General features: G+C 45.9%; 18 protein-coding genes. 12 read left to right on the forward strand and 6 right to left on the reverse strand.

The genetic code is table 11. The features are described 5' to 3' along the window. Window positions 1-499: 499 nt before the first annotated feature. Window positions 500-1,804, reverse strand: a complete 1,305-nt coding sequence (locus ACE1CM_RS04065) for a DUF917 domain-containing protein (protein WP_374876133.1) — start codon at window positions 1,802-1,804, stop codon at window positions 500-502. Window positions 1,805-2,078: 274 nt separating this feature from the next. On the opposite strand from ACE1CM_RS04065, the gene ACE1CM_RS04070 reads away from it, so the two are divergent. The 7 genes from ACE1CM_RS04070 to ACE1CM_RS04100 all read left to right on the forward strand — a co-directional run bounded on the left by ACE1CM_RS04070 (window position 2,079) and on the right by ACE1CM_RS04100 (window position 12,980). After that, a complete protein-coding gene (locus ACE1CM_RS04070) occupies window positions 2,079-4,535 on the forward strand; it encodes a filamentous hemagglutinin N-terminal domain-containing protein (RefSeq protein WP_374876134.1) in 2,457 nt (818 codons plus the stop codon). Window positions 4,536-5,194: 659 nt separating this feature from the next. Beyond that, the gene (locus tag ACE1CM_RS04075; protein ID WP_374876135.1) at window positions 5,195-7,759 is read left to right on the forward strand and encodes a CHAT domain-containing protein; all 2,565 of its coding nucleotides are present in this window, start codon (window positions 5,195-5,197) and stop codon (window positions 7,757-7,759) included. A 70-nt stretch (window positions 7,760-7,829) separates the two neighbouring features. Further along, entirely contained in the window at window positions 7,830-8,828 is a 999-nt protein-coding gene (locus tag ACE1CM_RS04080; protein WP_374876136.1) for a DUF928 domain-containing protein, read from the forward strand. A 78-nt stretch (window positions 8,829-8,906) separates the two neighbouring features. After that, window positions 8,907-10,979: a CHASE2 domain-containing protein gene (locus ACE1CM_RS04085; RefSeq protein WP_374876137.1), complete on the forward strand. Its 2,073-nt coding sequence runs from the start codon at window positions 8,907-8,909 to the stop codon at window positions 10,977-10,979. 274 nt (window positions 10,980-11,253) lie between these two features. Further along, on the forward strand, window positions 11,254-11,985 hold the full coding sequence (locus tag ACE1CM_RS04090; protein ID WP_374876138.1) for a carotenoid oxygenase family protein: 732 nt from the start codon (window positions 11,254-11,256) through the stop codon (window positions 11,983-11,985). Window positions 11,986-12,073: 88 nt separating this feature from the next. Continuing rightward, window positions 12,074-12,250 carry a SpoIIE family protein phosphatase gene (locus tag ACE1CM_RS04095; RefSeq protein ID WP_374876139.1) on the forward strand — a complete coding sequence of 59 codons (177 nt, stop codon included), beginning with the start codon at window positions 12,074-12,076 and terminating at the stop codon, window positions 12,248-12,250. Between the two features lie 364 nt (window positions 12,251-12,614). Further along, complete coding sequence (locus ACE1CM_RS04100) at window positions 12,615-12,980, forward strand: hypothetical protein (RefSeq protein ID WP_374876140.1); 366 nt, start codon at window positions 12,615-12,617, stop codon at window positions 12,978-12,980. Between the two features lie 337 nt (window positions 12,981-13,317). Here the strand turns inward: ACE1CM_RS04100 and ACE1CM_RS04105 are convergent, their stop codons facing one another. From ACE1CM_RS04105 to ACE1CM_RS04115, 3 genes are all read right to left on the reverse strand, one after another. Beyond that, on the reverse strand, window positions 13,318-14,616 hold the full coding sequence (locus tag ACE1CM_RS04105; RefSeq protein WP_374876141.1) for a dihydrolipoamide acetyltransferase family protein: 1,299 nt from the start codon (window positions 14,614-14,616) through the stop codon (window positions 13,318-13,320). 182 nt (window positions 14,617-14,798) lie between these two features. Continuing rightward, window positions 14,799-15,248, reverse strand: a complete 450-nt coding sequence (locus ACE1CM_RS04110; RefSeq protein ID WP_374876142.1) for a YlqD family protein — start codon at window positions 15,246-15,248, stop codon at window positions 14,799-14,801. A 292-nt stretch (window positions 15,249-15,540) separates the two neighbouring features. After that, a complete protein-coding gene (locus ACE1CM_RS04115; RefSeq protein WP_374876143.1) occupies window positions 15,541-17,529 on the reverse strand; it encodes a long-chain fatty acid--CoA ligase in 1,989 nt (662 codons plus the stop codon). 206 nt (window positions 17,530-17,735) lie between these two features. On the opposite strand from ACE1CM_RS04115, the gene ACE1CM_RS04120 reads away from it, so the two are divergent. After that, window positions 17,736-17,903: a hypothetical protein gene (locus tag ACE1CM_RS04120; RefSeq protein WP_374876144.1), complete on the forward strand. Its 168-nt coding sequence runs from the start codon at window positions 17,736-17,738 to the stop codon at window positions 17,901-17,903. Between the two features lie 216 nt (window positions 17,904-18,119). On the opposite strand, the gene ACE1CM_RS04125 is transcribed toward ACE1CM_RS04120, so the two are convergent. Beyond that, window positions 18,120-18,362, reverse strand: coding sequence for a Coq4 family protein (locus ACE1CM_RS04125; protein WP_374876145.1), 243 nt, complete (start codon window positions 18,360-18,362; stop codon window positions 18,120-18,122). 63 nt (window positions 18,363-18,425) lie between these two features. Here ACE1CM_RS04125 and ACE1CM_RS04130 point away from each other — a divergent pair, with 63 nt between their 5' ends. Together ACE1CM_RS04130 and ACE1CM_RS04135 are read left to right on the forward strand one after the other, a co-directional pair. Beyond that, entirely contained in the window at window positions 18,426-19,439 is a 1,014-nt protein-coding gene (locus ACE1CM_RS04130) for an RNA-guided endonuclease InsQ/TnpB family protein (RefSeq protein WP_374876146.1), read from the forward strand. Continuing rightward, complete coding sequence (locus ACE1CM_RS04135; RefSeq protein WP_374876147.1) at window positions 19,411-19,668, forward strand: zinc ribbon domain-containing protein; 258 nt, start codon at window positions 19,411-19,413, stop codon at window positions 19,666-19,668. Before ACE1CM_RS04130 ends, ACE1CM_RS04135 begins: the two co-directional genes overlap by 29 nt. 310 nt (window positions 19,669-19,978) lie before the next feature. Here the strand turns inward: ACE1CM_RS04135 and recQ are convergent, their stop codons facing one another. Then, window positions 19,979-22,129, reverse strand: coding sequence for a DNA helicase RecQ (recQ, locus tag ACE1CM_RS04140; protein ID WP_374876148.1), 2,151 nt, complete (start codon window positions 22,127-22,129; stop codon window positions 19,979-19,981). 312 nt (window positions 22,130-22,441) lie between these two features. On the opposite strand from recQ, the gene ACE1CM_RS04145 reads away from it, so the two are divergent. Together ACE1CM_RS04145 and ACE1CM_RS04150 are read left to right on the forward strand one after the other, a co-directional pair. Continuing rightward, window positions 22,442-22,726 carry a DUF427 domain-containing protein gene (locus tag ACE1CM_RS04145; RefSeq protein ID WP_374876150.1) on the forward strand — a complete coding sequence of 95 codons (285 nt, stop codon included), beginning with the start codon at window positions 22,442-22,444 and terminating at the stop codon, window positions 22,724-22,726. Between the two features lie 552 nt (window positions 22,727-23,278). Continuing rightward, window positions 23,279-24,202 carry an EndoU domain-containing protein gene (locus tag ACE1CM_RS04150; RefSeq protein ID WP_374876151.1) on the forward strand — a complete coding sequence of 308 codons (924 nt, stop codon included), beginning with the start codon at window positions 23,279-23,281 and terminating at the stop codon, window positions 24,200-24,202. Window positions 24,203-24,259: the final 57 nt, after the last annotated feature.

The raw sequence follows: 24,259 nt of genomic DNA on the forward strand, positions 1-24,259 counted from the left end.
TTTGTTAAACCTTAAAGTGGGTAGCCCAGTTGTAGAATCAGAGGGGTTCCCGTCCCTTTTGTCAATACTATGATTGTAAAAATTTAAATTGATCGAGTTTTGATTGCTACTAGCCGATCGGGGAACTTTCCGTATATTATATTTAGAAGGCAAATTAAAAGCTAAGTCGGGAAGACTGCACAAGTTGGCTCTCTCGTACTGAGGGTGATAAATTTATCTAATTATTCGTAGGTTGGGTTGAGCGTCGAATTAGGGAGGCCAGCCCCCGTAGTTGACCCTACTACTACAGCAGTGACTTTTTTGCAGTCGCTGATTAGAAATCAGTTATCCCAAAGCCGCTTAACCTACTACAAGGTAAATCGAAAGCAATGACTTAAAAACTGAGTTAAAGTTTACTATATTGGGTTCCTAATAAGAAAAAATCAAAAATCCCTCTCGTTAGAGGGATTGGAATGTAGGATCGCTTAACCGAATAAGGAAAAATCAAAAATCCCTCTCATTAGAGGGATTGGAATGTAGGATCGCTTAACCGGATATAGCCATTTTGTAATTGCTCAATCGGTATATAAGGCCCGTTATATCCCAGTAGTTTAAGCCCCTGCAAATAGCTATCAATGATAGACTCTACGTAACGCGATCGCTCTGGTGCTTTCAAGCCAATAATAGCCAACTCCTGACCTTCTTTTATCTCCTCATTGGTTAGGGGTGTCCCGTCGGGAGTTAAGTAACAAATTAGATCCGGCCCCATTGCGATGGGTTGTTCGATGGAATCAAATGGGTAGCGATCGCGGCAAGCAATCAAATTTTCGTTTAGAACTAAGACGCTAATCTGCTCATCCTGGTTTTCGAGGACTACAGTAATCTTATCCAATCGACCAATATTTTGCTTGTCAATTTTGGTAATGATTCCCTGAAATAGCAGAAAGGCACTTGGATTATTAGCGCTACCAGAACCGTTCAAAAATTGCAACAGTGCAGAAATTGGATTTTCTCCTACCTCTGTTGCCTGACGCAGAACCGAACCCACATTTTGGGCTAGGCTAATGGTGTTAGCAATAACTGGATGCTGATTTTGTAAAGTGTTACCGTCCATCACATAAGATGCCATAACACCTTCATTTTCAAATTCCTTTGTCTGCATTATTTCTGTAATCAGCTCGTTCGATTTAGAAACTTGGTCTACATAAATTGCTACCTTGTTTCTTCGATCTGGATCTGATGTAATAGTAGCCATTGTAGCAGGATGCACGGGAATCTCGCTGACAGAATACATCAGCATATTGAGTGAGGGTATCGAGCGCCCAGCACCGTCACAATCAACTATAGGGATGCTCTTACTTACCGCCACAAACATGGCTAAAAAAGTGTTGCCAGTGCCAATTTCTAGAGGCATTACGCAGGAAAATTTATCGAAAGAATGATTTTCAGGGAATTCCTTCTGCTGGCTCAAGATGCTCTCTAGAAGATCGAAAGGAACGGTTGCAACTTTTTCTAAGTCTGGGAGCGCGAAACGAAGGTTGGAATTTTTGCCTCGACTGGCAAACAATTTAGAGGAGAGTCCCAGACGTAAAAAAGTATCTTTTGTTGAAGGTGGGATGTTGCTGGGTGCGCCTCCAGCAAAAGGTACGACTCCCCATTGCTCTGCCGCTACCTCTTCAATTGTTATTAGTTCGACTGCCTCTGATTTCTCCAAAATCCAATTAAGGATCTGTTGCCCCATATCCCGCGAACCACCGCCACCGCTCGCTAAGAAAGCAGCTCCATTAAGAATATCTACAAGTTCCTGTCTACCTAGTTGTGCCATCTGAACTTCTCCGATTAAAAATTATTTTTTGAAATTAATATATTTTCAGCTTAAAAACAAGTCTTTTTAATATAAATCAATAATCCAATAGATAATATTGTAATTTTCCTCCAAAAATTTGGATAAAATTAATGTTAAAATATAAAGGTTAAATTCTAGCAGACCTTCGTCATCCGGAGCGGCTAGATGTAACCGCTTGCAAAAAATGTCCTCGAATCCAATGGGTTATTTATTTCAATTAAAGTTTGCTTACGCCTGCTTTGCGGTAATTTTTTTGGCATCAAACAGCCCTCTTGCTGCTCAAATTGTCCCCGATGCTACTCTGCCGACTAATTCGATTGTTACCCCAAACGGCAATACCTTCACTATTGATGGCGGAACAGCCGCAGGCGGTAACTTATTCCACAGCTTCCGGGAATTTTCTGTTTCCACGGGGAATACAGCATTTTTCAACAATGCCTCAACGGTTGAGAACATTATCACCCGCGTCACTGGTGGGCAAATTTCTAACATTGATGGCTTAATTCGTGCCAACGGAAAGGCAAATTTATTTTTAATTAATCCCAGCGGTCTTATCTTTGGCCCTAACGCAAAATTGGATATTGGGGGTTCATTTATTGGCAGTACTGGCGATAGCATTCGATTTACAGACGGCAACGTTTTTAATGCTACAAATCCTAATGCTCCACCTTTGTTAACCGTAAATGTTCCCATTGGCTTGCAATACGGCTCGAATCCAGGGGATATTCGGGTGCAAGGCGGGGGACACGATCTCATACAACCACAATTATCACCTTTTATCATCGGTCAGATAAAGGGTTTACAGGTACAAAATGGACAGACCTTGGCTCTGGTGGGAGGAAACGTCATCTTAGAAGGGGGCGTACTTACCGCAGAGTCAGGACAGATTGAGTTAGGCGGTGTTGCTGACGGAGAGGTTAGCCTTAGTTCAACCGTCACGGGTTGGACGCTGGGTTATGACAGTATAAAAAACTTTAGAGATATTCGGTTACTGTCTCTGTCAGCAGCCGATACCAGCGGCGCTCCTGGTGGCTCTATTCGAGTAAGCGGGCGCAACCTAGAGATGCGAGATGGTTCAGTTCTGCATATTCAAAACCAAGGCTCTCAACCCGGTGGCGATATACTGCTAAATCTTTCTGGATCTCTGGAAGCCTTTGGTATTCCTAATACAACAAAACCAAGCATTTTGGCGACCAGCTTGATTAATGAGACTGTAGGAGCGGGAAATTCAGGAAGAATAAAAATTTCAGCTGGGCGGGTGGTTTTCCAAGCTGGAGCGCAAATGAGTACCCCAACTTATACGACTGGAGCTAGTGGCGACATTATTGTTACAGCCTCTGAGTCTATCCAGGTGGCTGGAACTCAGGTCGATCCATCTGGTGGTCCCGTAGTCAGTCTCATCAGTCCTGCATCTTTTGGTGCTGGAAAAGCCGGAAATCTAACATTATCTACAAAGTTGTTGCAGATTCTCGATGGAGCGCTCGTATCCTCACTAACTTTGGGAACTGGCAGCGGTGGCAATGTGGTGGTTAATGCTACAGAATCTATAGAAATAATTGGGTCTAGTCCAAATTTTTCGGGCAGCAATTTATCTGCTTCCACTTTCAATGCTGGAAATGCAGGCAACATCACCGTTAATACAGCCAGATTAGTGCTGCGAGATGGCGGTAGAGTTGATGCCAACACGATCGCAAGTGGCAATGCAGGTAACGTAACCGTCAACGCTTCTGATTCTGTAGAGATTAGCGGTACGGTGCGAAGTCAAAACTTAATCACCCCCTCTCAGGTAGGTTCAGCCGCTAACACCCCCGATCCTGCCCTACAACAATTTTTAGGACTTCCTCCCATACCATCTGGCAGTCCGGGAGATGTCACCATCAACACCCCCGTGTTGCCCGTTTCGGATGGAGCGCTAGTCACCGTGCAGAATGTTGGCACGGGAAATGCCGGAAATCTGCAAATTCGCGCCAATTCTATCTTTCTCAACAGTGGCGGCGGCATCACCGCATCCACCGCCTCTGGGGAAGGGGGAAACCTTTCGTTGCGCGTGGGTTCCCTCCAACTTCGCAACAACAGCCAAATCAACGCCGAAGCAGGCGGCACCGGCAATGGCGGCAACGTTACCCTCAACACCGATACCTTAGCCGTCCTAGAAAACAGCCGCATCAACGCCAACGCCTTCCAAGGTGCAGGCGGCAACATTGCGATTAATACTCAAGGCATCTACGTTGCGCCCAACAGCCGCATCACCGCTAGTTCCCAACTCGGCGTCGCTGGCGCGGTGCAAATTAACAACCCCGAAGCGAGTCCCAACGCTGGCTTAGTCAATTTACCGGAAAATGTCAGCGACACCAGCGACCAAATACAGGTGGGATGTGCGGCACAACAAGGCAACTCGTTTACCCTTACCGGACGCGGCGGCTTACCGGAAAACCCAACAACGACGCTATCCGCGCCGACGGTGTGGCGAGATCTGCAAGATTTTGCATCAGGGAATTTGTCTAACCAAGGAAACAGGTCAAGTGCAGCAATACCCGCCTCCTCCTCACTCCCCGCGTCCTCTTCTATCTCCCCTCGCGATCGCATTGTAGAAGCCACTGGCTGGATAATTAATCCATCGGGGCAAGTCGAATTGGTCGCCCATCTCCCCCAAGCTACTCCCAGTCCTTCGGCGTTCCGAGTTCCTCAATGTGGAGATTTGCGTAATTGACACCCAGATCCCTAAAAACCGGGTTTCTGGCTCGGATCAATTCAGAGAAATCCTGTTGCTTTGGGTGATATAGCGGATTGCACTCGAATGAGGTATCACAGCAGTGTGCGGGCACCCTTAAGGGTGCCGCTACACAAACGAAGCGATTGTGCTGTACCTCACGCGGCTGCAAGCCGCTGTATCATGTCCGGTCGATTACCCGTAATTAGACGCCGGGACACGGCACGATTAACGTCCATTGTTTGTCCGAGATATCTATGATGCCGTGTCCCTACGCAACGACCTTGTGAGGTTTTTTTATTATCGGCAATTCAACGGACATCATCTGAGTCGTGTTCCGTATATTTCCTCACTCAATTCCGAAAACCTCCGTGAAATTACGGCAATCTAACTCAACAAAGCAAGTTTTTCGGGGTTGACTCAGAATAAATACTTAGGTCAAAATAAGTTTGATGAAGCGAGCTAGAATTGACAGCGATCGCTAGCTACTATTGATAATAAAACTATGTTAAACCAAAAGCTGGCGCGATTGTCATAATTGAAAAATATTATACATAAAATCAACGCAATTAACCAGTATAGTAGAGATGAAAATCACCCAAAAACACAAAAAAATAGCGAGCGCACGCAGCGCTAGAACCCAAAAAACCTTATGGATCATGCCTTGTTTGTTCGCGCTGGGTTTGTTTTTGGTGACAGCGGGAATACCAGCGTTCGCGCAACAGGGAAGAACGCTAAATTCCCATACCTTTGAGTTAGGAAAAATTGTCTCCACCCCAAGAGAAACCCTATCGCAACAAGCAAGGCAATTATACGAAGCGGGACAGTTTGCCGAAGCGGCAAATCTTTGGCGACAAGCGGCAGATTTATATGCCCAACAAGGCGCTATTTTAAACCAAGCACAAACCCTAAACTATCTGGCGACGGCATATCAAGAATTAGGCCAGTGGTCGCGGGCAGAAACAGCTATAGAAACCAGCATAAATTTACTGCAAAAAAACAACTCATCAACAGCGATAGCAATTTTAGCTCAAGCCTTAAATAATAAAGGCAGTCTCCAACTAGCGCGGGGACAAACAGAAGCAGCCCTAGAAACTTGGAAGCAAGCAGAACAAAATTATGCTCGCGCCAAAAACGAAATTGGAAAGCTGGGAAGCCGCATTAACCAAGCAAGTGCCTTGCAAGCTTTGGGGCAATATCGACGCTCGAAAACGCTGCTGGATCAATTAGTAGGAGAGTTGAAAAACCAACCGGATTCTCCAGTAAAAGCCGATGGATTGCGGAGTTTGGGCATTGCCTTGCAAACAATCGGCGACTTATTGCAATCCAAAGAAATTTTAGAGCAAAGTTGGGCAATTAGCCAGCGTCTGGGAGCTAGTAGCAATCCGGGCGAAACTCTTTTGAGCATTGGCAATATCGCCAGAGATTTAGAAGAATATGAAGTAGCGCGGGCATACTATCAAGCAGCAAAGATTAGAGCAAAAAATGCGATCGCATCCATCCAAGCACAACTTAACCTACTCAGTTTATTTGTACAAACCAAACAGTGGGAAGCAGCACGCGCTTTAGTCCCAGAAATAGAATCAACAATATCCAATTTATCTCCCAGTCGCGCCGCTATCTACGCTAGGGTGAATTTTGCAGAAAGTTTGATGCAGGTGAGCGAGGGATCAGGTGAGCTTGGGAGTAAATCGGAAAGGGAATCTGTTACATCTGTGGCTCAAATTTTGGCAACGGGGGTGCAACAAGCCCAACAAATTAGCGATAAACGTGCAGAAGCATATTCCCTCAATCAACTGGGGAAGCTTTACGAACAAAACCAACAGTGGCAAGATGCTGAAAATTTAACCCAGCAAGTACTGCAAATTGCACAAGAAATCGATGCAAACGATATTACCGCCCGTGCTGCTTGGCAGTTAGGGCGAATACTCGAACGGCAGGGGGATATAACAGCATCGATCGCAGCTTATCGCAATGCTTATAATAACCTGCAATCCCTCCGCAGCGACCTAGTAGCAATTAATCCCGACGCCCAGTTTAATTTTAGAGATGATGTGGAACCAGTTTATCGGGAATTCGCCAGCTTGTTGTTGCAACCGAATGCCAATCAAGAAGATATCAAACAAGCGCGCACAGTCATCGAAGCTTTGCAACTGGCAGAATTAGATAATTTCTTTCGCGATGCTTGCTTGGATATTCATCCAGCCCAAATTGATGAAATTGATACCCAAGCAGCGGTATTTTATCCGATTATTTTGAGCGATCGCTTAGAAGTTATCCTATCATTGCCCAAGCAACCCCTGCGCCACTACAGCACCCCACTCGGCGCAACGCAAGTGGAAAGTATCTTGCAAAAAATGTATTCATCCCTGTATTTGGGTTATTCCTCGCCAGAACGATTGCGGTTTTCTCAGCAAATCTACGACTGGGTGATCAAACCCGCCGCAGCCGACCTCAACAACAGTAAGATTACCACCTTGGTGTTTGTACCGGATGGTTTTTTGAGAAATTTACCGATGGCGGCGCTGTACGATGGTAAACAATACTTAGTTGAGAAATATGCGCTCGCTCTCAGTTCGGGTTTGCAACTGTTTCCTCAAGGTTTGCAGCGGCAAAAACCCACCGCCCTAACCGTCGGTTTAACCGAAGCCAGACAAGGTTTCTCCGCCCTCCCAGGCGTGCTTGTGGAACTGAAGCAAATTGCTGTGGAACTCAATTCTAAAATCCTGTTAGATAAACAATTTACCCGTCAAACATTCCAACAACAAATGAACGCCACATCTTTTGAAATCGTTCATCTCGCAACTCACGGGCAATTCAGTTCTAACCCAGAAGAAACATTTTTGCTCACCTGGGACGATCGGATTAATATTCAAGATTTCGATCAATTTTTTCAAAAAAGGAGGGTGGGAATACTTAAACCAATCGAATTATTAGTGCTTAGCGCCTGTCAAACCGCATCGGGAGATAAACGCGCCGCATTGGGACTAGCCGGATTGGCTCTGCGTTCCGGCGCCAGCAGTACCCTGGCAAGTCTGTGGTCGGTCAACGACGAATCAACCGCCAATTTGATGAGCGAGTTTTATCGCCAACTCACCGGGTCAAATTCATCTATAACCAAGGCCGAAGCTCTGCGTCAAGCTCAACTCGCTCTGTTAAAAAATCCCCTATTCGACCATCCCTATTTTTGGGCATCGTTTGTTTTAGTCGGCAATTGGTTGTAAATTAGTATTAGGTAATAGCGTACATCTTCTTAAGGAAATTTTAATAAAGCCCCTCACCAGAGATACCACTATGACTCAATTCAAAACCACCACTTTTACCACCTTGTTATCAGCAACCCTCAGCGGCGTCGCTGTTATTGCCAGTAGCTTCTACCAATCGGTACAAGCAACTCCAAAACCGATTGGGCAAGGCAGAGATGTTCTAATTAGTCTGCGATTTGAAGCCCCAGGAGAAGCCGCACCGAGAAGCACCATCGGCGGCGGGACGCGCGGTAGCGTCAGATTTGCTGCACCCGGAGAAGTTGCACCCAATAACACTACCGGCGGCGGGACGCGCGGTAACGTGAAATTTGCGCCCCCAGAAGATGCTGCACCCGTTAACACGACGGGGGGAGGGACGCGCGGGAACGTGCGATTCGCCGCCCCAGGAGAGGCTACACCCAGGAACACCATCGGCGGCGGCAGTCGCGGCAATGTGAGATTCCAAACGCCGGGAGAAAGCGCCCCCGCTAACACCGCATCGGGAGGCACTCGTACCGAAGGACAGGCGTTGACGGCATTGCTGCCAACAACGCGCTACGGACGCACAGTAGCCGCACGTCCGACCTTTTTTGTTTACTTACCGCCGACTGCTAGCAAAGAAGTATTTTTTAGCGTGCAAGACGAACGCAGAAATCATCACTATCAAACCATTCTGAAGATTTCTGGCAAGGGGGGAATTGTCAGCTTTACCCTTCCAGAAGATGCACCGGAACTAGAGATTGGCAAAAACTACGTGTGGTTCTTTGCACCCATCCAGCCCGGAGGAATTCTCCAACCAGATAATAATGGGGCAATAGGGTGGATCAGGCGAGTCGAGAGCCAAACGGCTCAAAATGCAACTAAAACGCCCCTAGAGCGGGCTACAGAATACGCCCAGCAGGGGATTTGGTATGATACTTTGGCAATCTTAGCCGAGGCTAAACTGACACAGCCGGGGAATGCCACCTTGGCTAGCGAGTGGAAAGATCTGTTAAAAGAAGTGGGATTGGAAGCGATTGCAAATCAACCGCTCGCAGAACAGCTGTAATCTGAAGAGCTAATTGGTAATCGGTAATGGGTAATAATGACCAATTACCAATTACCCATTACCAATTACCCATAACCTATGTGGAAAAAATTAAAACGCCGACTCGGACAATGGCGAGGAGTATTAATTATTGCTCCCAGCGTAGCTGGATTAATTATTGTTGGCTCCCAGGCTGGTTTTTTCCGGTTACTAGAATGGGCAATCTTCGATCAATTTGTGCTGTTGCGGAAAGCCGAGCCAATCGACCAGCGCATTGTCATTGTAACCATTGGCGAGTCAGATATTAATTATGTCCGCAAATGGCCCATGTCCGACCGGGCAATGGCAAGGCTTATTCGCAACATCAAAGCCCAAGAACCTAGAGCAATTGGCATCGATATTTATCGAGATTTACCAGTCGAACCGGGGCATGAAGAATTAGTTGAATTATTTAAGTCTACCCCCAACTTAATTGGAATTGAAAAAGTAGGCGGGGAACCGATTGCACCACCCCCAACTTTGAAAGAACTAGACCAAGTAGCGGCGGCGGATTTAGTATTAGATGCCGATGGTAAGGTGCGGCGGAGTTTAATTTTAGTGGGAAATAAGAAAGGTGTGTTTAGAGAGGGACTGGGAACCAAGACAGCGTTAATGTATTTGGAAAAACAGGGGATTAATCTTCAGGTTATCGATGAAAATAAAAAAATATATGGGTTGGGTAAAGCAGTCTTTTTTCCCTTGGCGGGTAATGAGGGAGTTTATCACAAAGGGGACATGGGGGGATACCAGATTTTATTAAACTATCGCGGGGAACTGAATCGGTTTCCTAACATATCGCTACAGGATGTATTAGAGAATAGAATACCAGAGGGGCTGATGCGCGATCGCATCGTTTTTATCGGCGCCACAGCACCCAGCCTCAACGACCTTTTCCAAACCCCTTATACAAGCAAATTATTCGGTATTTCCGAACTCACCCCCGGAGTAGTAATTCACGCCAATATAGCCAGCCAAATTTTAAGTGCAGCCATAGAAGGTCGTCCCCTGCTGCGTGCTTGGAATCAACCTTTAAATTGGCTGTGGATTATTTTTTGGTCTGGGTGTAGTGCCACTTTAGGCTCAATGTACCTCCGCAGGCGATGGGCTACTGTTGGCATTTTTATCGCCGGGGGCAGTATTGTTATTATCTCATATTTAGCCTTTCTATCAGGTTGGTGGATACCTGCATTTGCTCCCCTCCTCTCTGTTGTTACATCTGCTATAATCACCATCGGATATGTTTTGTTGAAGAATCTCAGACTTTCTTATCGAAAATTAGAAGAATATGCCCAAACCCTAGAACAAAAAGTAGAAGAACGCACCGCCCAACTCGCGCAAGCAAATCAAGAAATTACCGCCCTCAACGAGAAACTCAAAGCCGAAAATATTCGCCTCAATGCTGAATTGGAAATCACCAAGCGACTGCAACAAATGATTTTACCGAAACAAGCAGAATTAGAGGCAGTTGAAGAATTAGAAATTGCTGGATTTATGGAACCTGCCGAGCAAGTGGGCGGCGATTACTACGACGTGCTACCTGAGAATGGAAAGGTGAAAATTAGCATCGGCGATGTCACCGGACATGGGTTAGAAAGCGGCGTATTAATGTTAATGACCCAAACCGCAGTCAGAACGCTACAAGAAACTAAGATTACCGATCCGGTACAATTTTTAGATATCCTCAACCGCACGATTTATCACAACATCGCTCGGATGAAATCCGATAAAAATCTCACCCTCGCCCTACTAGACTATGCCAAAGGGAAACTTAGCGTCAGCGGTCAACACGAAGAGACAATCATCGTGCGTGCTGATGGAGAAATCGAGCGAATTGATACAATAGATCTGGGATTTCCCATTGGGTTGGATGAGGAAATTGCTGATTTTGTCTCCCAAATCCAAATTCAGTTAAATTCTGGGGATGTGGTGGTGCTTTACACCGATGGCATCACCGAAGCAGAAGATATGAATAGCAACCAATACGGCGTAGAAAAACTCTGCGAAATCGTCAGAGAAAATCGGCTGCTATCGGCTCAAGAAATTCGGCAATTGGTGATAGAAGACCTGCGGCGGCACATCGGCAAGCAAAAGGTGTTTGATGATATTACGTTGGTGGTTTTAAAACAAAAATAGTTTAACAGTTGACAGTTGACAGTTGACAGTTGACAGTTGACAGGTAATTGGGAATTGGGAATTGGTAATTGCTCTAATCGCGTTTAGTAATTGGAAACGATATTGTGATTCTAGGTATTTGTCCCGGAATAATCAGGATGAGAAACCGGGTTTCTGCGTCGTTCGCGCAAGCTAGGGTATGCATATCTCTAGTTCTCTTGCGACGATTTTTCATAGAAACTTTGGTGTTTGCGTAATATGATGTCCGCCTAATTTGCCATCTTACCTGCATGGTATGGAACACGATGAAATGGATATCAGCCGTATGGGACGTTATGCAATTGACGGAGAGACAGGAAAGCTGATTGAGTCAAAAGTTATCTGGGACTTTAGGTGTACTTGGGGTGTAGATCTCTACTCATATCTTGATCGATTGCCTACAAGCTTGCCTCCAGGACAGATGGAAAACATCTACTGGAGTTCTTTTGGACTTTGGCCGCAACTGATGACAAAATTCATTTTCGATTTACACAAGGATTATAAGTATCAACTAATTCCCAAATCAACAGTTCTCAGCCTCGCTAAGAATGGCATACCACCTTGCTTGTTTCGACTACATACAAAGTCAATGGTCATCGCCGATCGCTATGAGTTTCCTTGTGGGTACATGATGCTCTCACCACAGTTTGTACCTCGTGGGAATGGTGACAGTTCGACGAACGGTTACATCGTGTGTGCCGTTTGTTTTGAAGACAAAAATGAAATCTGGATTTTCGATGCTAACGATCTAGCAAAGGGACCCCTATGTCGATTACATCATCCCGACCTCAAGTTTGGGTTTACGTTGCATACAACATGGTTGCGACAGATTGGCAGCCGCCAAGCTAGGTATAACGTTCCGGTGAGGCAGGATTACCAAGACTTAATAGAACAGTTTCCTTATCCTCCAGAAATCAAGAAAGAGATCCAGGAGTTGTTTGATAATCAAGTGTACCCACACTTTGAAAAAGAGCTGAAATCTATCTGAAACAAGAGGAGTAATATGAACAAACCAACTCAACACCTGACTGAAGCTGGAAATAGAAAGTGGCGTATTGATGATTATGGCGCATACAATGCCACTCGGCTTTCCCCTGGGATTGGAAGCAGAAATTGCTGATTTTGTTTCTCAAATCCAAATAAATTTAAATCCTGGGAATGTGGTGGTGCTTTACACCGATGGAATTCCCGAATATTTTGATATAAATGGAGTGCAATACGGAATAGAAAAATTGTGCGACGTACTGAGATAAAATCGACACAAGCCAGCTATTGAAATTCGGCAAGCTGCGATTGAAGATGTGCGGAGGCACATCGGCAAGCAGAAAGTTTTTGACGATATTACCTTGGTTGTTTTGAAGCAGAAATAGCTAAATATTACAGCATCCGGGTTGCTCAATTCAGAGCTTGCACCTTTCCACCAACCCGCCCGGAAATCAATTTCCGGGCTAATAGCTTAAGTCCATTAAAATGGACTGAAATACTTTACCAGTCCTCTTAAGAGGACTTTAGCTAAAAGCCCGTGAATTTATTCTCTGGCGGGCTGGTGGTTGGTGCAAGATCTGAGTCAAGCAACATGCCCTAGCCTCCAGATTAAGATAGATTAAAATAATAACTATGAAGTCGAGGGTTAGGATAGTGGAAGTGAAGACGAATGATTACAGGGTATGGTACGATACGGAAACAGCAACCGTGAACTTCCAGGGGTTAATACGGGAAAGCCAAATCGCTGACTATAAACCTCTAGAGGAGTTGCTCTTGCAGGTGATAGCGCAAAAGCCACCTGTAATTGCCATGAACCTACAAGAACTAGAATTTCTCAATAGTTCGGGAATGACGATCTTATCTCGGTTTGTAATTGGCGTGCGAAATAAGAAGATAATTCAGTTAGTGGTACGTGCTTCTCAAAAAATTGCTTGGCAAAATAAAAGCTTGGCGAACTGGCAGAGATTGATGCCCGGTATGACGCTGCAATATGAATAAATAGGCCACTTTTGCAATAAAGAAAAGCGAGAGGAAAAGGGAAGATGTTATATGGATTCCGGTTGCATCTGAATCATATGATGTCCGCCTAATTACCCTGAATAAAAATCTCGACCCGTCACCGTGTCACCGCTCTCCCAAGTCATTCCTAACTATGGGTGATTAACCGGACATCATATCATTAGTAGGGACACGGCATCCGAAAAACTTTATGCTGACGATAAAACTTTTTAACGCCGTGTCCCTACAACTCTACCTCAATCATTTGCAATTCCCTATATAAATAGCAAAATCAACTCGCCCCTACAAAAAATTGGGTAGGGGCAAGGTTTCTGAACTACAGCGTTAAAGATTGAGCATCGGTTTCAATTAACTTTGCCAAATCTTGCAAGAATGCCGCTGCGTGGGAACCGTAGATGACCCGGTGGTCGCAGGTAATATTAACTTGCATTTGTCGCCGCACGCCCATCATCCCATCTTCCGTTGCTACGACTTGGGCGCGAGATGCCCCAATTGCCAAAATTGACCCTTGTCCGGGGGGTAAGATGGCATCGAAGCGGTCTACGCCAAACATGCCTAAATTCGATACCGTAAACGTACCGGAATTATACTCTTGGGGTTGCAACTGTTTGGTTCTGGCGCGGTCTACCAAATCTTTCCAAGTGCGTGAAAGCGAGTAGATGTCCATCTGGTCTGCTTTTTGCAATACGGGGGTAATTAACCCGCCGTCATCCATCGCCACTGCTACGGCGACATTAATTGCCGCTGGATATTGAATCCCTTGGGGGGTGTAGTTCGCATTCAGTAGCGGGTGTTTTTGCAGCGTCACCGCTACCGCTTTGGCTAGCAGCGCCGTCATGGTGACGCCTTTGGATTTGATTTGCTTGTAGAGCTTATCCAGATTATCCGTCGTGATGGTGTAGCCGACGTGGAAGGTAGGCACTTCCAAGCTAACCATCATGTTCCGCACCACGGCATTTTGCAGCGTGGTCAAGGGTACAATTTGACCGGGAATTGCCGCTGCGGGGGCGCTGACGGGTGCAGGGGCGAGTTTGGCTGCTGGTGCGACGGGTGGGGGCGCAACGGGCGCAACGGGCGCGACGGGGGCGACAGGGGCGACGGGTGCGGGTGCTTTTCCTACCGCTGCTTCTACATCTTCTGCCACAATGCGACCGTGGGGGCCGCTACCGCTGAGGCCGTTTAAGTCAACTTTGAGTTCTTTTGCCAACTTGCGGGCGCGGGGGGAAGCTACGATGCGATCGCTTCTCTTAGCGCCATTCGGTGTTTCTGCTGCAACGGCAACTGGTTCTGGCGTCGCCGCCCCAGCTGCTGGTGCAGGTGCGGCGGCTGGGGTTTTTCCCCCTGCTGCTTGCTGTTTTGCCAGTTCAATTTCTGCTTCTGTTTCTGCTAACAAGGCGATCGCCGCACCCACCGGCGCAGCTTCCCCCGCAGGTACGACGATCGTCGCCAGATACCCTTCATAGAAGGATTCTACGTCCATATCTGCCTTGTCCGACTCCACCACCACGACGGTTTCGCCTTTTTCTACTTTGTCCCCCACAGACTTAACCCAGGAAACGATTTTGCCTTCAGTCATCGTGGAACTGAGGGCGGGCATAAAAACTTCGTGAATCATTGCTAGTTGCTCGTTGCTAATTGCTCATGGCTAATTGGTAATTGGTAATTGGTAATTGGTAATTATTTTAGATTTGAGATAACAGAATTGCAGATTTATAGGAGCCTCTTTCATTCTCTATATCCCCATTACCCTCGTTCCCAGGATCTGCCTGGGAACGCCATTACCCATTACCTTTATTTCTAAATTTCGCCGCGAATTTCTTCCACCATCCCATCGCGCAGCAGAATTTCTACCTGCATTTTCTGGATTAAGTTTTCTCCAGGCTCGATGGTGAATACGCTTTCAATCGTCCCTTGATTGACTTCTTGGTTGAGTTCGAGTACCTGCACTTGCTGGAGTTGTTGCAGCAGCTGATTTTTCTGGTCTAGCAGTTCGCTTTTCCTTTGATTCACTTGGGATTGAATGCTCTCAATTTGTTGCATTACTTGCGGCCCAGGGGGTTGGATGCTTTGTTTTTGAATTTCGTTAATCGCCCGCTGTCCTTGAATTTCTAGCTGTTGCAATTGTTGGTCGAGTTGATTCAGTTGCAATTGCAGCTGTTGCTGGGCTTCTTCTTTCCAGCGGGGAGTGACAATGGCTTTAACGTTGACTGGTCGTTTCAGCAGCAGTTTGTTGGTCGAGACTTCCATATTTATATTGTTAGTTCAGTGCGGGAGCATGTTGTCAGCTTTTTGTCAAGACTCAGTTGTGTAGGGGCGGGTTTACCAACCACAGTTGATATAAACCCGCCCCCAGTGAGGTGGGGGCGCTGTCTTCGCCTACTACGAACGGTTCTGGCACTTTAGCGCCTACTACGAACGGTTCTGGGGCGCTACAGCGCCTACTACGAACGGAGCGATCGCTTTTGTCCAGACAACCTGGGGTTGAATCCCAGAAATTATTGGCACAAATCAGAAAGCCCCTACATTATGCTGACGGCATTTAGAACATCCCGTCAATCATATCGCGATAGCGTTCCGTTACGACGGGGCGGCGGATTTTCAAAGTTTGGGTCATCATGCCATTTTCGATGGAAAATGGCTCTAAAATCAGTTTAAACGCGCCGATGCGGTCGTCGGGACGGTAACTGGGGCGGTTTTGGACTTCGCGGTTTAATTCTTTGCGGAATAAGTCCTGAATCGGTTTACTATCGAGATCGATTTCTGGCTTGCCTTTAGCGTCGGGGGGAAGGGTTTGATTGGGTAGGCGCAAGATCGAGTTTTGCGACGCCGCCCATTGCTGGAGGGCATCCAGGTTGGGCACAATTAATGCACCGAGGGATCGCATATCTTGTCCCACAAGCATAATCTGGTCGATGTACGGACTCCGCAAGCAAGCATCTTCAATTGGTTGCGGTTCGATGTTTTCCCCATTGGTTAAAACAATCGTATCTTTTGCCCTTCCTGTCAGCACCAGGTCATTTTTATTCGTCACCCAACCCAAGTCACCGCTATCGAACCATCCTTCTGAATTAATCGCTTTCGCAGTTGCTTCCGGATTGCGATAATATCCTTGCATCACCTGCGGTCCTCGAATTAAGACTAAACCGCGAGATCCTGGTTTAACATCTTTCCAGGTTTCCGGGTCTACAATCCGAATTTCTGTACCGGGTAAGGGTTTTCCAGCGGAACCGCGCAAGTTATCATCAAGACGACGGGCGGTGACAACGGGCGCAGTTTCTGTTAGACCGTAACCGACTAGCACTTCAATTCCGACGATTTCAAAGAAGGTATCCAAGTGCATCGCCAGGGAACCGCCGCCGCTGATGACTTGTTTAATTTTACCGCCGGTGGCTTCCCGGACTTTACGATAAACGATTTTTTCCCCTAAAGTGTGGAGTGGCGACAGGACAGCTGCCTTAATCTTAGCTACCAGGCGTTGGGAACTAGAAGGATTGCGTTTTTCCAGATGCAACCCTTGGACAATTCGCCGCGCCTCGATATATTGCCCAGAGATACCTAGAAAGAAATTAATCAGTTTTTGCTTATTTGCCGGTTGTTCGCGGAAAGATTTTTGCACCCCTTCATAGATAGATTCCCACAACCGGGGAACGCCTACCATAAATTGGGGTTGAAATTTCTTTAAATCTTGTTTGACTTGGCGGATATTGGTGTAAATTTGGGTGCAGCCTTGGGAAAGCAGAAAGTATTCGCAACTGCGTTCGTAAGCGTGCCAAGTCGGCAGGATGCTGACGACGCGATCGCCCGCCGATGGTTGTACAATTACCCCTATCATTACGATTTGGTGCAATAAATTCCCGTGGGACAGCATTACGCCTTTGGGTTTCCCCGTCGTCCCGGAGGTGTAAAGTAGGGTTGCCAAAGTTTCCCGATTTTGGTTAGCTGGCTGTAAAGGTTGATTTTCTCCTTTTGCCATCACTTGGGCAAAGTTGAAAACGTTTAAGATACCTTTGGCATCTGGTTGTTCATCCGAGAGTAATACGACTAATTGGATGGGAAGATCGTAGATGCGATCGCCCAATTTTTTCAACGTCTTCAGGTCTTCTACCACTAAAGCGTTGCTGCCGCTATTTTCCAAAATATACAGCAGTTCGTCTTTATCTGCAAGGGAACTGCGAACCACGTTTGCTCCCCCTGCCATAATTATCCCTTGATCCGCAATCAACCAACGCGGACAGTTATCGGAAAATAAGGCAACTCTGGGAGGTTCGTATGCTGGTACGATTCCTAATACTTGCAATCCAGCCGCGAATTGCCGCATCTGCTGGTACAGTTGAGCATAGGTAATCATCACCTCTGGTTTGGCATGGGGGTCGTGCAAAGCGACGATATTGGCATACTTTTGCCCCACCATCGCCCAAATTTCCGCAACAGACTCTAACTCAGAGTAATCTACCAAACTTTTCAACGCGCGGCGGTCTTGTTCGGTGAGTTTAAAAGCAGGGGTAGAGGTAGGGTTATCTTTTAACATAAGAGATTCTTGATGTTGATTTGGCTGTGATTCCACCTTATCCCGCTACGACGCTTTATTATACCCCCTGCGTGGACAGAATTGTTGGGTGTCTCATCAGTCCAGCTTATATCATCCACAAGTAATTCAAACCATTGGGTGCTTTTGTTTTGAGGATTTTTGCTTGATACTTAATTAAATAAGCTATATTTTCGGAGTTTATAGCTATGAGTTTCGTAGATTGTCTGTTGATGACGCTGTTCAACGCTGCTTTCTGCATCGCCTTACCTAAAGTAATTTTTTTGATGCAGCAAGAAAAAGCGAACCGCAGAAAACAATCCCAGCTTGATTACGTCCCAGAACATCATACCACAAAAGTTCCCAGTTTTCCCTAGAATAGCAAACAAACTGGATTGCGGCAGCCTTGTCGCTACCCATAAAACCCGCCGGGCACTCAACTCCCCGGCTAATAGAGAAAGTCCACTCAAGTGGACTATATCTAGGTTGCATCCTGAGCGGTGTACGGCACCATCTCCTGCATATCTCTATTCGCTCCGTAAGTCCTGAAACAGAGCTACGCCTGCGCGGGCTGTAAAATCTAAGGGGGGCGCTCAAACCGGATTTGCTATTCTACTTAATACCGCTTCATTTGCCTCTGTCGAAATGGGTAACTCTTGTATGTTCAATTGCTGGCGCACCTTTTCTAGAGGCGTTTCCCAAAGGGTATTCCATTGAATGCCAAATAGCGGTTTGGCGCGCTTTCCTAACAGCCAACCTTGGGTCAAGGAGTCTAAGTGAGCGCCACACAATTCTATATCTTCCAAAGCGGTTTTCATTAAATTTTTGGCAAGCATTGCTAGCCATAACTTGGATGGATATATCTGTGCGGCATAAAAGCCTTGGAGCTTGACTAGATAATGACTTTCTTTACCAAACTAACTAGAGTTCACCGCGATAAACAAGTTCAGGATAGCTTAGTGATGTACGCGATCAAAAGAGAACTGAAATTGAATAACAAGGAAGTATCTCAACTGCGCGGCATCGCTGGGTTCAAGAGATTTGTTTACAACTTTGGACGGGACATGCTAATCGCCAGTTGGAACTTCGAGGATGTTTCAGCCAGCGATTCAAAACGTATCGACGCGATTAAGAAAGTATTCACGTCTTGCATCATGAAACAGCCTGAATATGCGTGGACAAAACAGTATCCATCCACTGTATATCAGTCTGCCTTTATCGATCTGAAAGACGCTGTATCGCGTTGGCGCTCTGGAAAAAGTGGATTTCCTAGAAAGAAATCTAAAAAGATTGGTGACTCGTTTACCGTCTACAAAACATCTGGAATCTACCCAGAGAAAGGTAGACCGGCGCTGCCTTTTACAAACCGAGTCGTTATTGAAGCAGGTTCGCGAATTAAGCTACCGGGTTTAAAAGCGTTTCGGCTGAAGGAACGGATTGACTTCACGTGCAGTTCTCAAACCTTCACGGTTTCAAGAACTGCTAATAAATGGTTTGTTTGTTTTGTCATTGATGCTGACAAAATTCCTCCGATTATCCATCCAGTTCAAAAAGCAGGGATGGATTTGGGAGTGAAAACATTGGCGACGCTTTCCGATGGAACAAAGTACTCAATGCCATCTACCACCAAAACAGCGAAAACCAAGCTAGGTAAATTACAATGGCGCAATCGGAACAAAGTTATCGGAAATCGGAGAGAAGGAATCAAACCATCTCTCAACGCCAGAAAATACTACGAGCGATTGTCTCGTCAACATGCTCGCATCGCCAATATTAGGTACGATACGACGCAGAAAATGACGACAGACATCAGCCGTCGTATTTACAATATACCCATTGAAGATCTGAATGTTTCGGGAATGATTGCCAATCACAAGTTGGCAAGTGCTGGAGCGCGACAATTGCTTCTATGAAATTCGTCGCCAGCTAGTTTACAAACAAGCGCATTATGGCACAAAGGTGGAAATTGTAGCTCGCTGGTATCCCAGTTCCAAAAAGTGTTCTAAATGCGGTCACGTTCAGGAAATGAAACTATCAGATCGCGTATTTGACTGTCAAAATTGCGGGCATAAACAGGATAGGGACGAAAATGCGTCTATCAATCTTGAAAATGCTCCGCACGATATAGTACGGTCGGCTTGATCGGAACTTAACGCCTGCGGACAAGAAGGAGCCGACTCCCTTGGTTGAAGCAGGAAGCAGACCCTCCAGAAATTGTTCTGGTTGAATGGTAAACTTTAAGTAAGTTTAACCAAGTTCTGTGGAGCAGCTTGCACAATTTTCCAGAAACGATATCCTATTAAAATTGACCGCCACTGCTGTTTTAACCGTTTGATTAAATTCATAATGATATCGCTTCAACTGAGAATCCATCTAGCTCCAATATAGAGTTTTTTGCCCGCGGCGATCGCGATCGGTGTACAGTTAGCTTATTGGCTGTGACACCAGCCATTTATTCGCTTTGCTTTTTTCGCCAAAACGCTTTCACCAAGCGAATTTCATCGTAGGTGAACTGCTCTCCCAGATATTCATAAATCGGTTTGAGCGCCTCAGTATCTCCTATCTCTTCTATCGCTTCCATAATAATTTTTTGCCGCTCTGGAAATACCAGTCCTGCTATATCTATTTCTTTTCCCATTTCAATCAATTCTGCTAAATGACTGGTAATGGTGCTTGTTCTCAAATTCCGTTGTTGAGCGATTGACTCGATGGATAAACCTTGTTCGTATAAATCCAAAGTAATTAACTGGGTGTAGTTTGGCGAATCGGCTTTTTGGGCAATCTTACTTACCCCCAATCCTTGTTCTTGGCGATAAGCTTTGATTTCTGATAAAAACCTTTCGCCGTATTGCTCTAGTTTGCGCGCGCCAACTCCCGAAATCGCGCCAAATTCAGCTAAAGTTTGGGGTTGGACTTGCGCCATTAATTTTAAAGTAGAATCGTGGAAGATAACGTAAGGAGGAACCGAGTGTTCGTCGGCGATTTGTTTGCGGAGTTGGCGCAGTCGATCGAATAATAGTTCAAATCCGGCTTTCTTCAGATTGGTTTCTGCTAATGTTGTCGTTGGTTTCTTCGGAATGGCGATAGAAACAGAACGCTGACGCCGCATTACTTCCCAGCTTAGGGCATTGAGTTTGAGGACGGCGTAACCATCGGTGGTTTGATCTAACAATCCTTGATTCAGCAGCGATCTCGCCAACATTTTCCACTCTTCTGCTGTCTTATCTTTGCCAATTCCATAAGTTGAAAGTTCGTCATGTTTATTCTGTAAAACCTTTTGTCCGCGAGAACCCCGCAGCACATCTATGATGTGATTCATCCCAAACTTTTCCTTACACCGGGCGACGCAAGACAGAAACTTCATCGCCTCAATTGTCCAATCTTCCACAGGTTTAGGCGCACAGCAGTTATCGCAATTGCCGCAATTTCCGGCAAAATATTCGCCAAAATAACTTAACTGCATCGTGCGGCGACATTCGGTTCCTTCCGCATAATCAATTACCCGTCGCAGTTGCTGACGCGCAATCATTTGTTCTTGTTCGTCGGGTTTTTGGTCAATTCCCCATTCTATTTTCTTAATATCGCCGAAACTAAAAAAGATGATGCAGCGGGAAGGTTCCCCATCTCGTCCCGCCCGTCCAGATTCTTGATAATAACTTTCTAAATTGCGCGGCAAGTCATAATGAACAACAAACCGCACGTCGGGTTTATTAATCCCCATGCCAAACGCAATTGTTGCCACCATTACCTGCACGTCGTCGCGGATAAATCTGGTTTGGTTTTCGGCGCGTTCTTCGTCGGTTAATCCGGCGTGGTAAGGTAAAGCTTTTATCCCATCTTTCTGCAATTTAAACGCCAGTTCGTCTACACCTTTGCGACTGAGACAATAAACAATTCCCGCCCCCTTTGCCTGCTTAATTTCTAGCAATAATTCGGTATAGCTGTTTCTCTGTTTCGGACGAACTTCGTAATAAAGATTTTTGCGGTTAAAACTAGCAATGTGAATATTAGGTTCGTGGAGCGTTAACTGTTCGATAATATCTTGGCGGACGCGCTCGGTGGCTGTCGCAGTTAGCGCCATAATCGGTAGATCTGGATATCGCTTACGCAATATTCGCAACTGACGATATTCGGGGCGAAAATCGTGTCCCCATTCAGAAACACAGTGCGCTTCATCGATAGCAAAACTATTCAGTCCAATTTGATGCTTGACTAAATCTAAGAATGGCAGAAATCTTTCGCTGACGAGACGTTCTGGGGCGACGTAAAGTAGTTTACTTTTTCCATTTAGAATCGCTTCTTCCCGGTGTCGCACCTGCCAAGAGTTCAGACTACTATTAAGAAAGGTCGCCCCAATGCCATTATCGTGCAGTGCATCTACTTGGTCTTGCATTAAAGATATCAGCGGCGATACAACCACAGTTAAACCAGGTTTAAGTAAAGCAGGGAGTTGAAAGCAGAGAGATTTGCCGCCGCCTGTGGGCATGACAATCAATAAATCCCGGTTTTGCAGCGCTTGTTCGATAATCTGTCGCTGTCCTGGACGAAATGTATCGTAGCCAAAATAATGTTTGAGTGCTTTTTCCAGGGTATGAGTCTGCATGGTAGACGGCTGTTGCGGGTGCTGGGATTATTTTAGACTTGCAAGCTTGAGTTTGTGCGGCACTTAACCGAAAAGCCCCCCTAACCTTGGGGGGTTGGCACTTAACCAAAAAGCCCCCCTAACCTTGGGGGGTTGGCACTTAACCGAAAAGCCCCCCTAACCTTGGGGGGTTGGCACTTAACCGAAAAGCCCCCCTAACCTTGGGGGGTTGGCACTTAACCAAAAAGCCCCCCTTGGGAAGGGGGGTTGGGGGGATCGATGCGTCAGTCCTGCTCATAATAGTAAGTGGACTTTACAAAACAAAACAAACCTATGCCGAAAGCAGTTTGGAATGGTGCTACTTTAGCCGAGAGCGTACGCACCGTCGTCGTCGAAGGAAACCACTACTTCCCCCCCGACGCCATTAACAAACAATACTTCAAAGACAGCAGCACCCACACCACCTGTCCCTGGAAAGGCGTAGCGAGCTATTATACCATCGAAGTCGATGGACAAGCGAACAAAGACGCCGCCTGGTACTATCCCCAGACAAAGGACGCGGCTAAAAATATTGAAGGCTACATCGCCTTTTGGAAAGGTGTGAAAGTCGAGGTTTAGTTCCCCTCAGACTGAAGTCTGGGACTACACAGACAAAACCTGCCTACGCAGGTTCCTCTCTCGTTCTCTAGTTCCTACACTCTGTGTGTCTCTCGTTCCTACGCTCTGCGTGGGAACCCATTCAGGAGGCTCCCGCCTCCGATTATTTTATCCGCTTTTCTCTCGTTCCTACCCTCTGGGTGAGAACGCATTCGGAGGCTCCCGCCTCCGATTATTTTATTTAATAACGGAATTTTTGGCGATCGCGTTGGCACTGTTAGTAATAAGTAGGGTTCGTTACGAGTAGCTGTGAGCGCATCGACGAAAAACAACAAATAATCTCAGGACTTACGCAAGGGCGATCGTATCACCAAAGTTTCTTGCTGCGAACGCGATTGCGGAAGGGAGGCATATCTCTAGTTTCCAACCGACGATTTTTCAGAGAAACCCGGTTTCTAAGTTCGTCGTGCCTCAGTCCTGCTTTCGTTAAAAAATATTTAATTTTAAGACACTATTATACTTGGTTCGCGAGCAGTAATTTATAATATCTTACACCTCAATGAGTCAAGTTAAATGTTAAATTTTTTCCAGCCAAGCCCCTGGGGCAAATTAATATGTGGTCTATTAATACTAAACCTGTTATTTTCGGCATGTACAAAAGCCAATAACGCCAAGATTTCAGATGGGTTTGATTCTGATGCAACCAGCTATCCAACTGCGGATGTTCAATCCAGTTTTGATGCCGAATTATCTAAATCTGCGCCTGCTTTACCTAGAAATTCCCTACCTTTCTTTGATAATATTAACAACCCCGTAACAGGGTTAGGGTACGGTAGTCCAGCAGATGTCACACCTCCCCCGCCAGTCCTCAACAGCTTTGATCTGGCAGTAAATCAGCTTTGCGGCGCACCGGGCAAAGTAGTGAGCGAGGCAGCATTCAAAACAATGATGAATAACAATACTCCTGTCTTGGAAAATATCAAAGCTAATGTGGGAGGATATCTAGTTTCTGGACATACCAGTAATCAGGACTTTTTAGAGGATTTAACTGCTATTTGGTTTAAGGCACAAGGCTTCGATCACGTCTTCTGTGGCGAACCAAAGAAAGGCGATTCAATTGGTGGATTGCACTATGCTGCCCGTTATCTAGATTTACAAAATAAGGGTTTAGCTGGCAGGCTAGCTAATAATACTCGCAATCAGGAAGTAATGGCAGGTGCAGTATACACCATAGGCGCGGTTATGAAAGTAGGAAACGGTATTTCCCAGTCTAGGATTAAGGGTTATCCTTATACCTTAAACGCAGAAGAAATCCTCGCCAAAGCAGCTTTAGCCTACAAAAATAACCCCAACACCAGTCCTTCTAATAAGGTTTGTCTTTTAAGCGTGACTGACGAGAATAAAACCTTTAAAGCTGTGTTTGTCACCAAAAATAGCGCCATTCGCACTTTCTATCCTGATGCTACTCCTGATGATAGCTCTGACTGCAAAGATTGAGGTCAAGGGATTTTAGATTTTAGATTTTAGATTTTAGATTGAACAGGTAGGTAATCG

This window comes from Microseira sp. BLCC-F43 (assembly GCF_041929235.1).
Classification (GTDB): Bacteria; Cyanobacteriota; Cyanobacteriia; order Cyanobacteriales; family Aerosakkonemataceae; genus Microseira.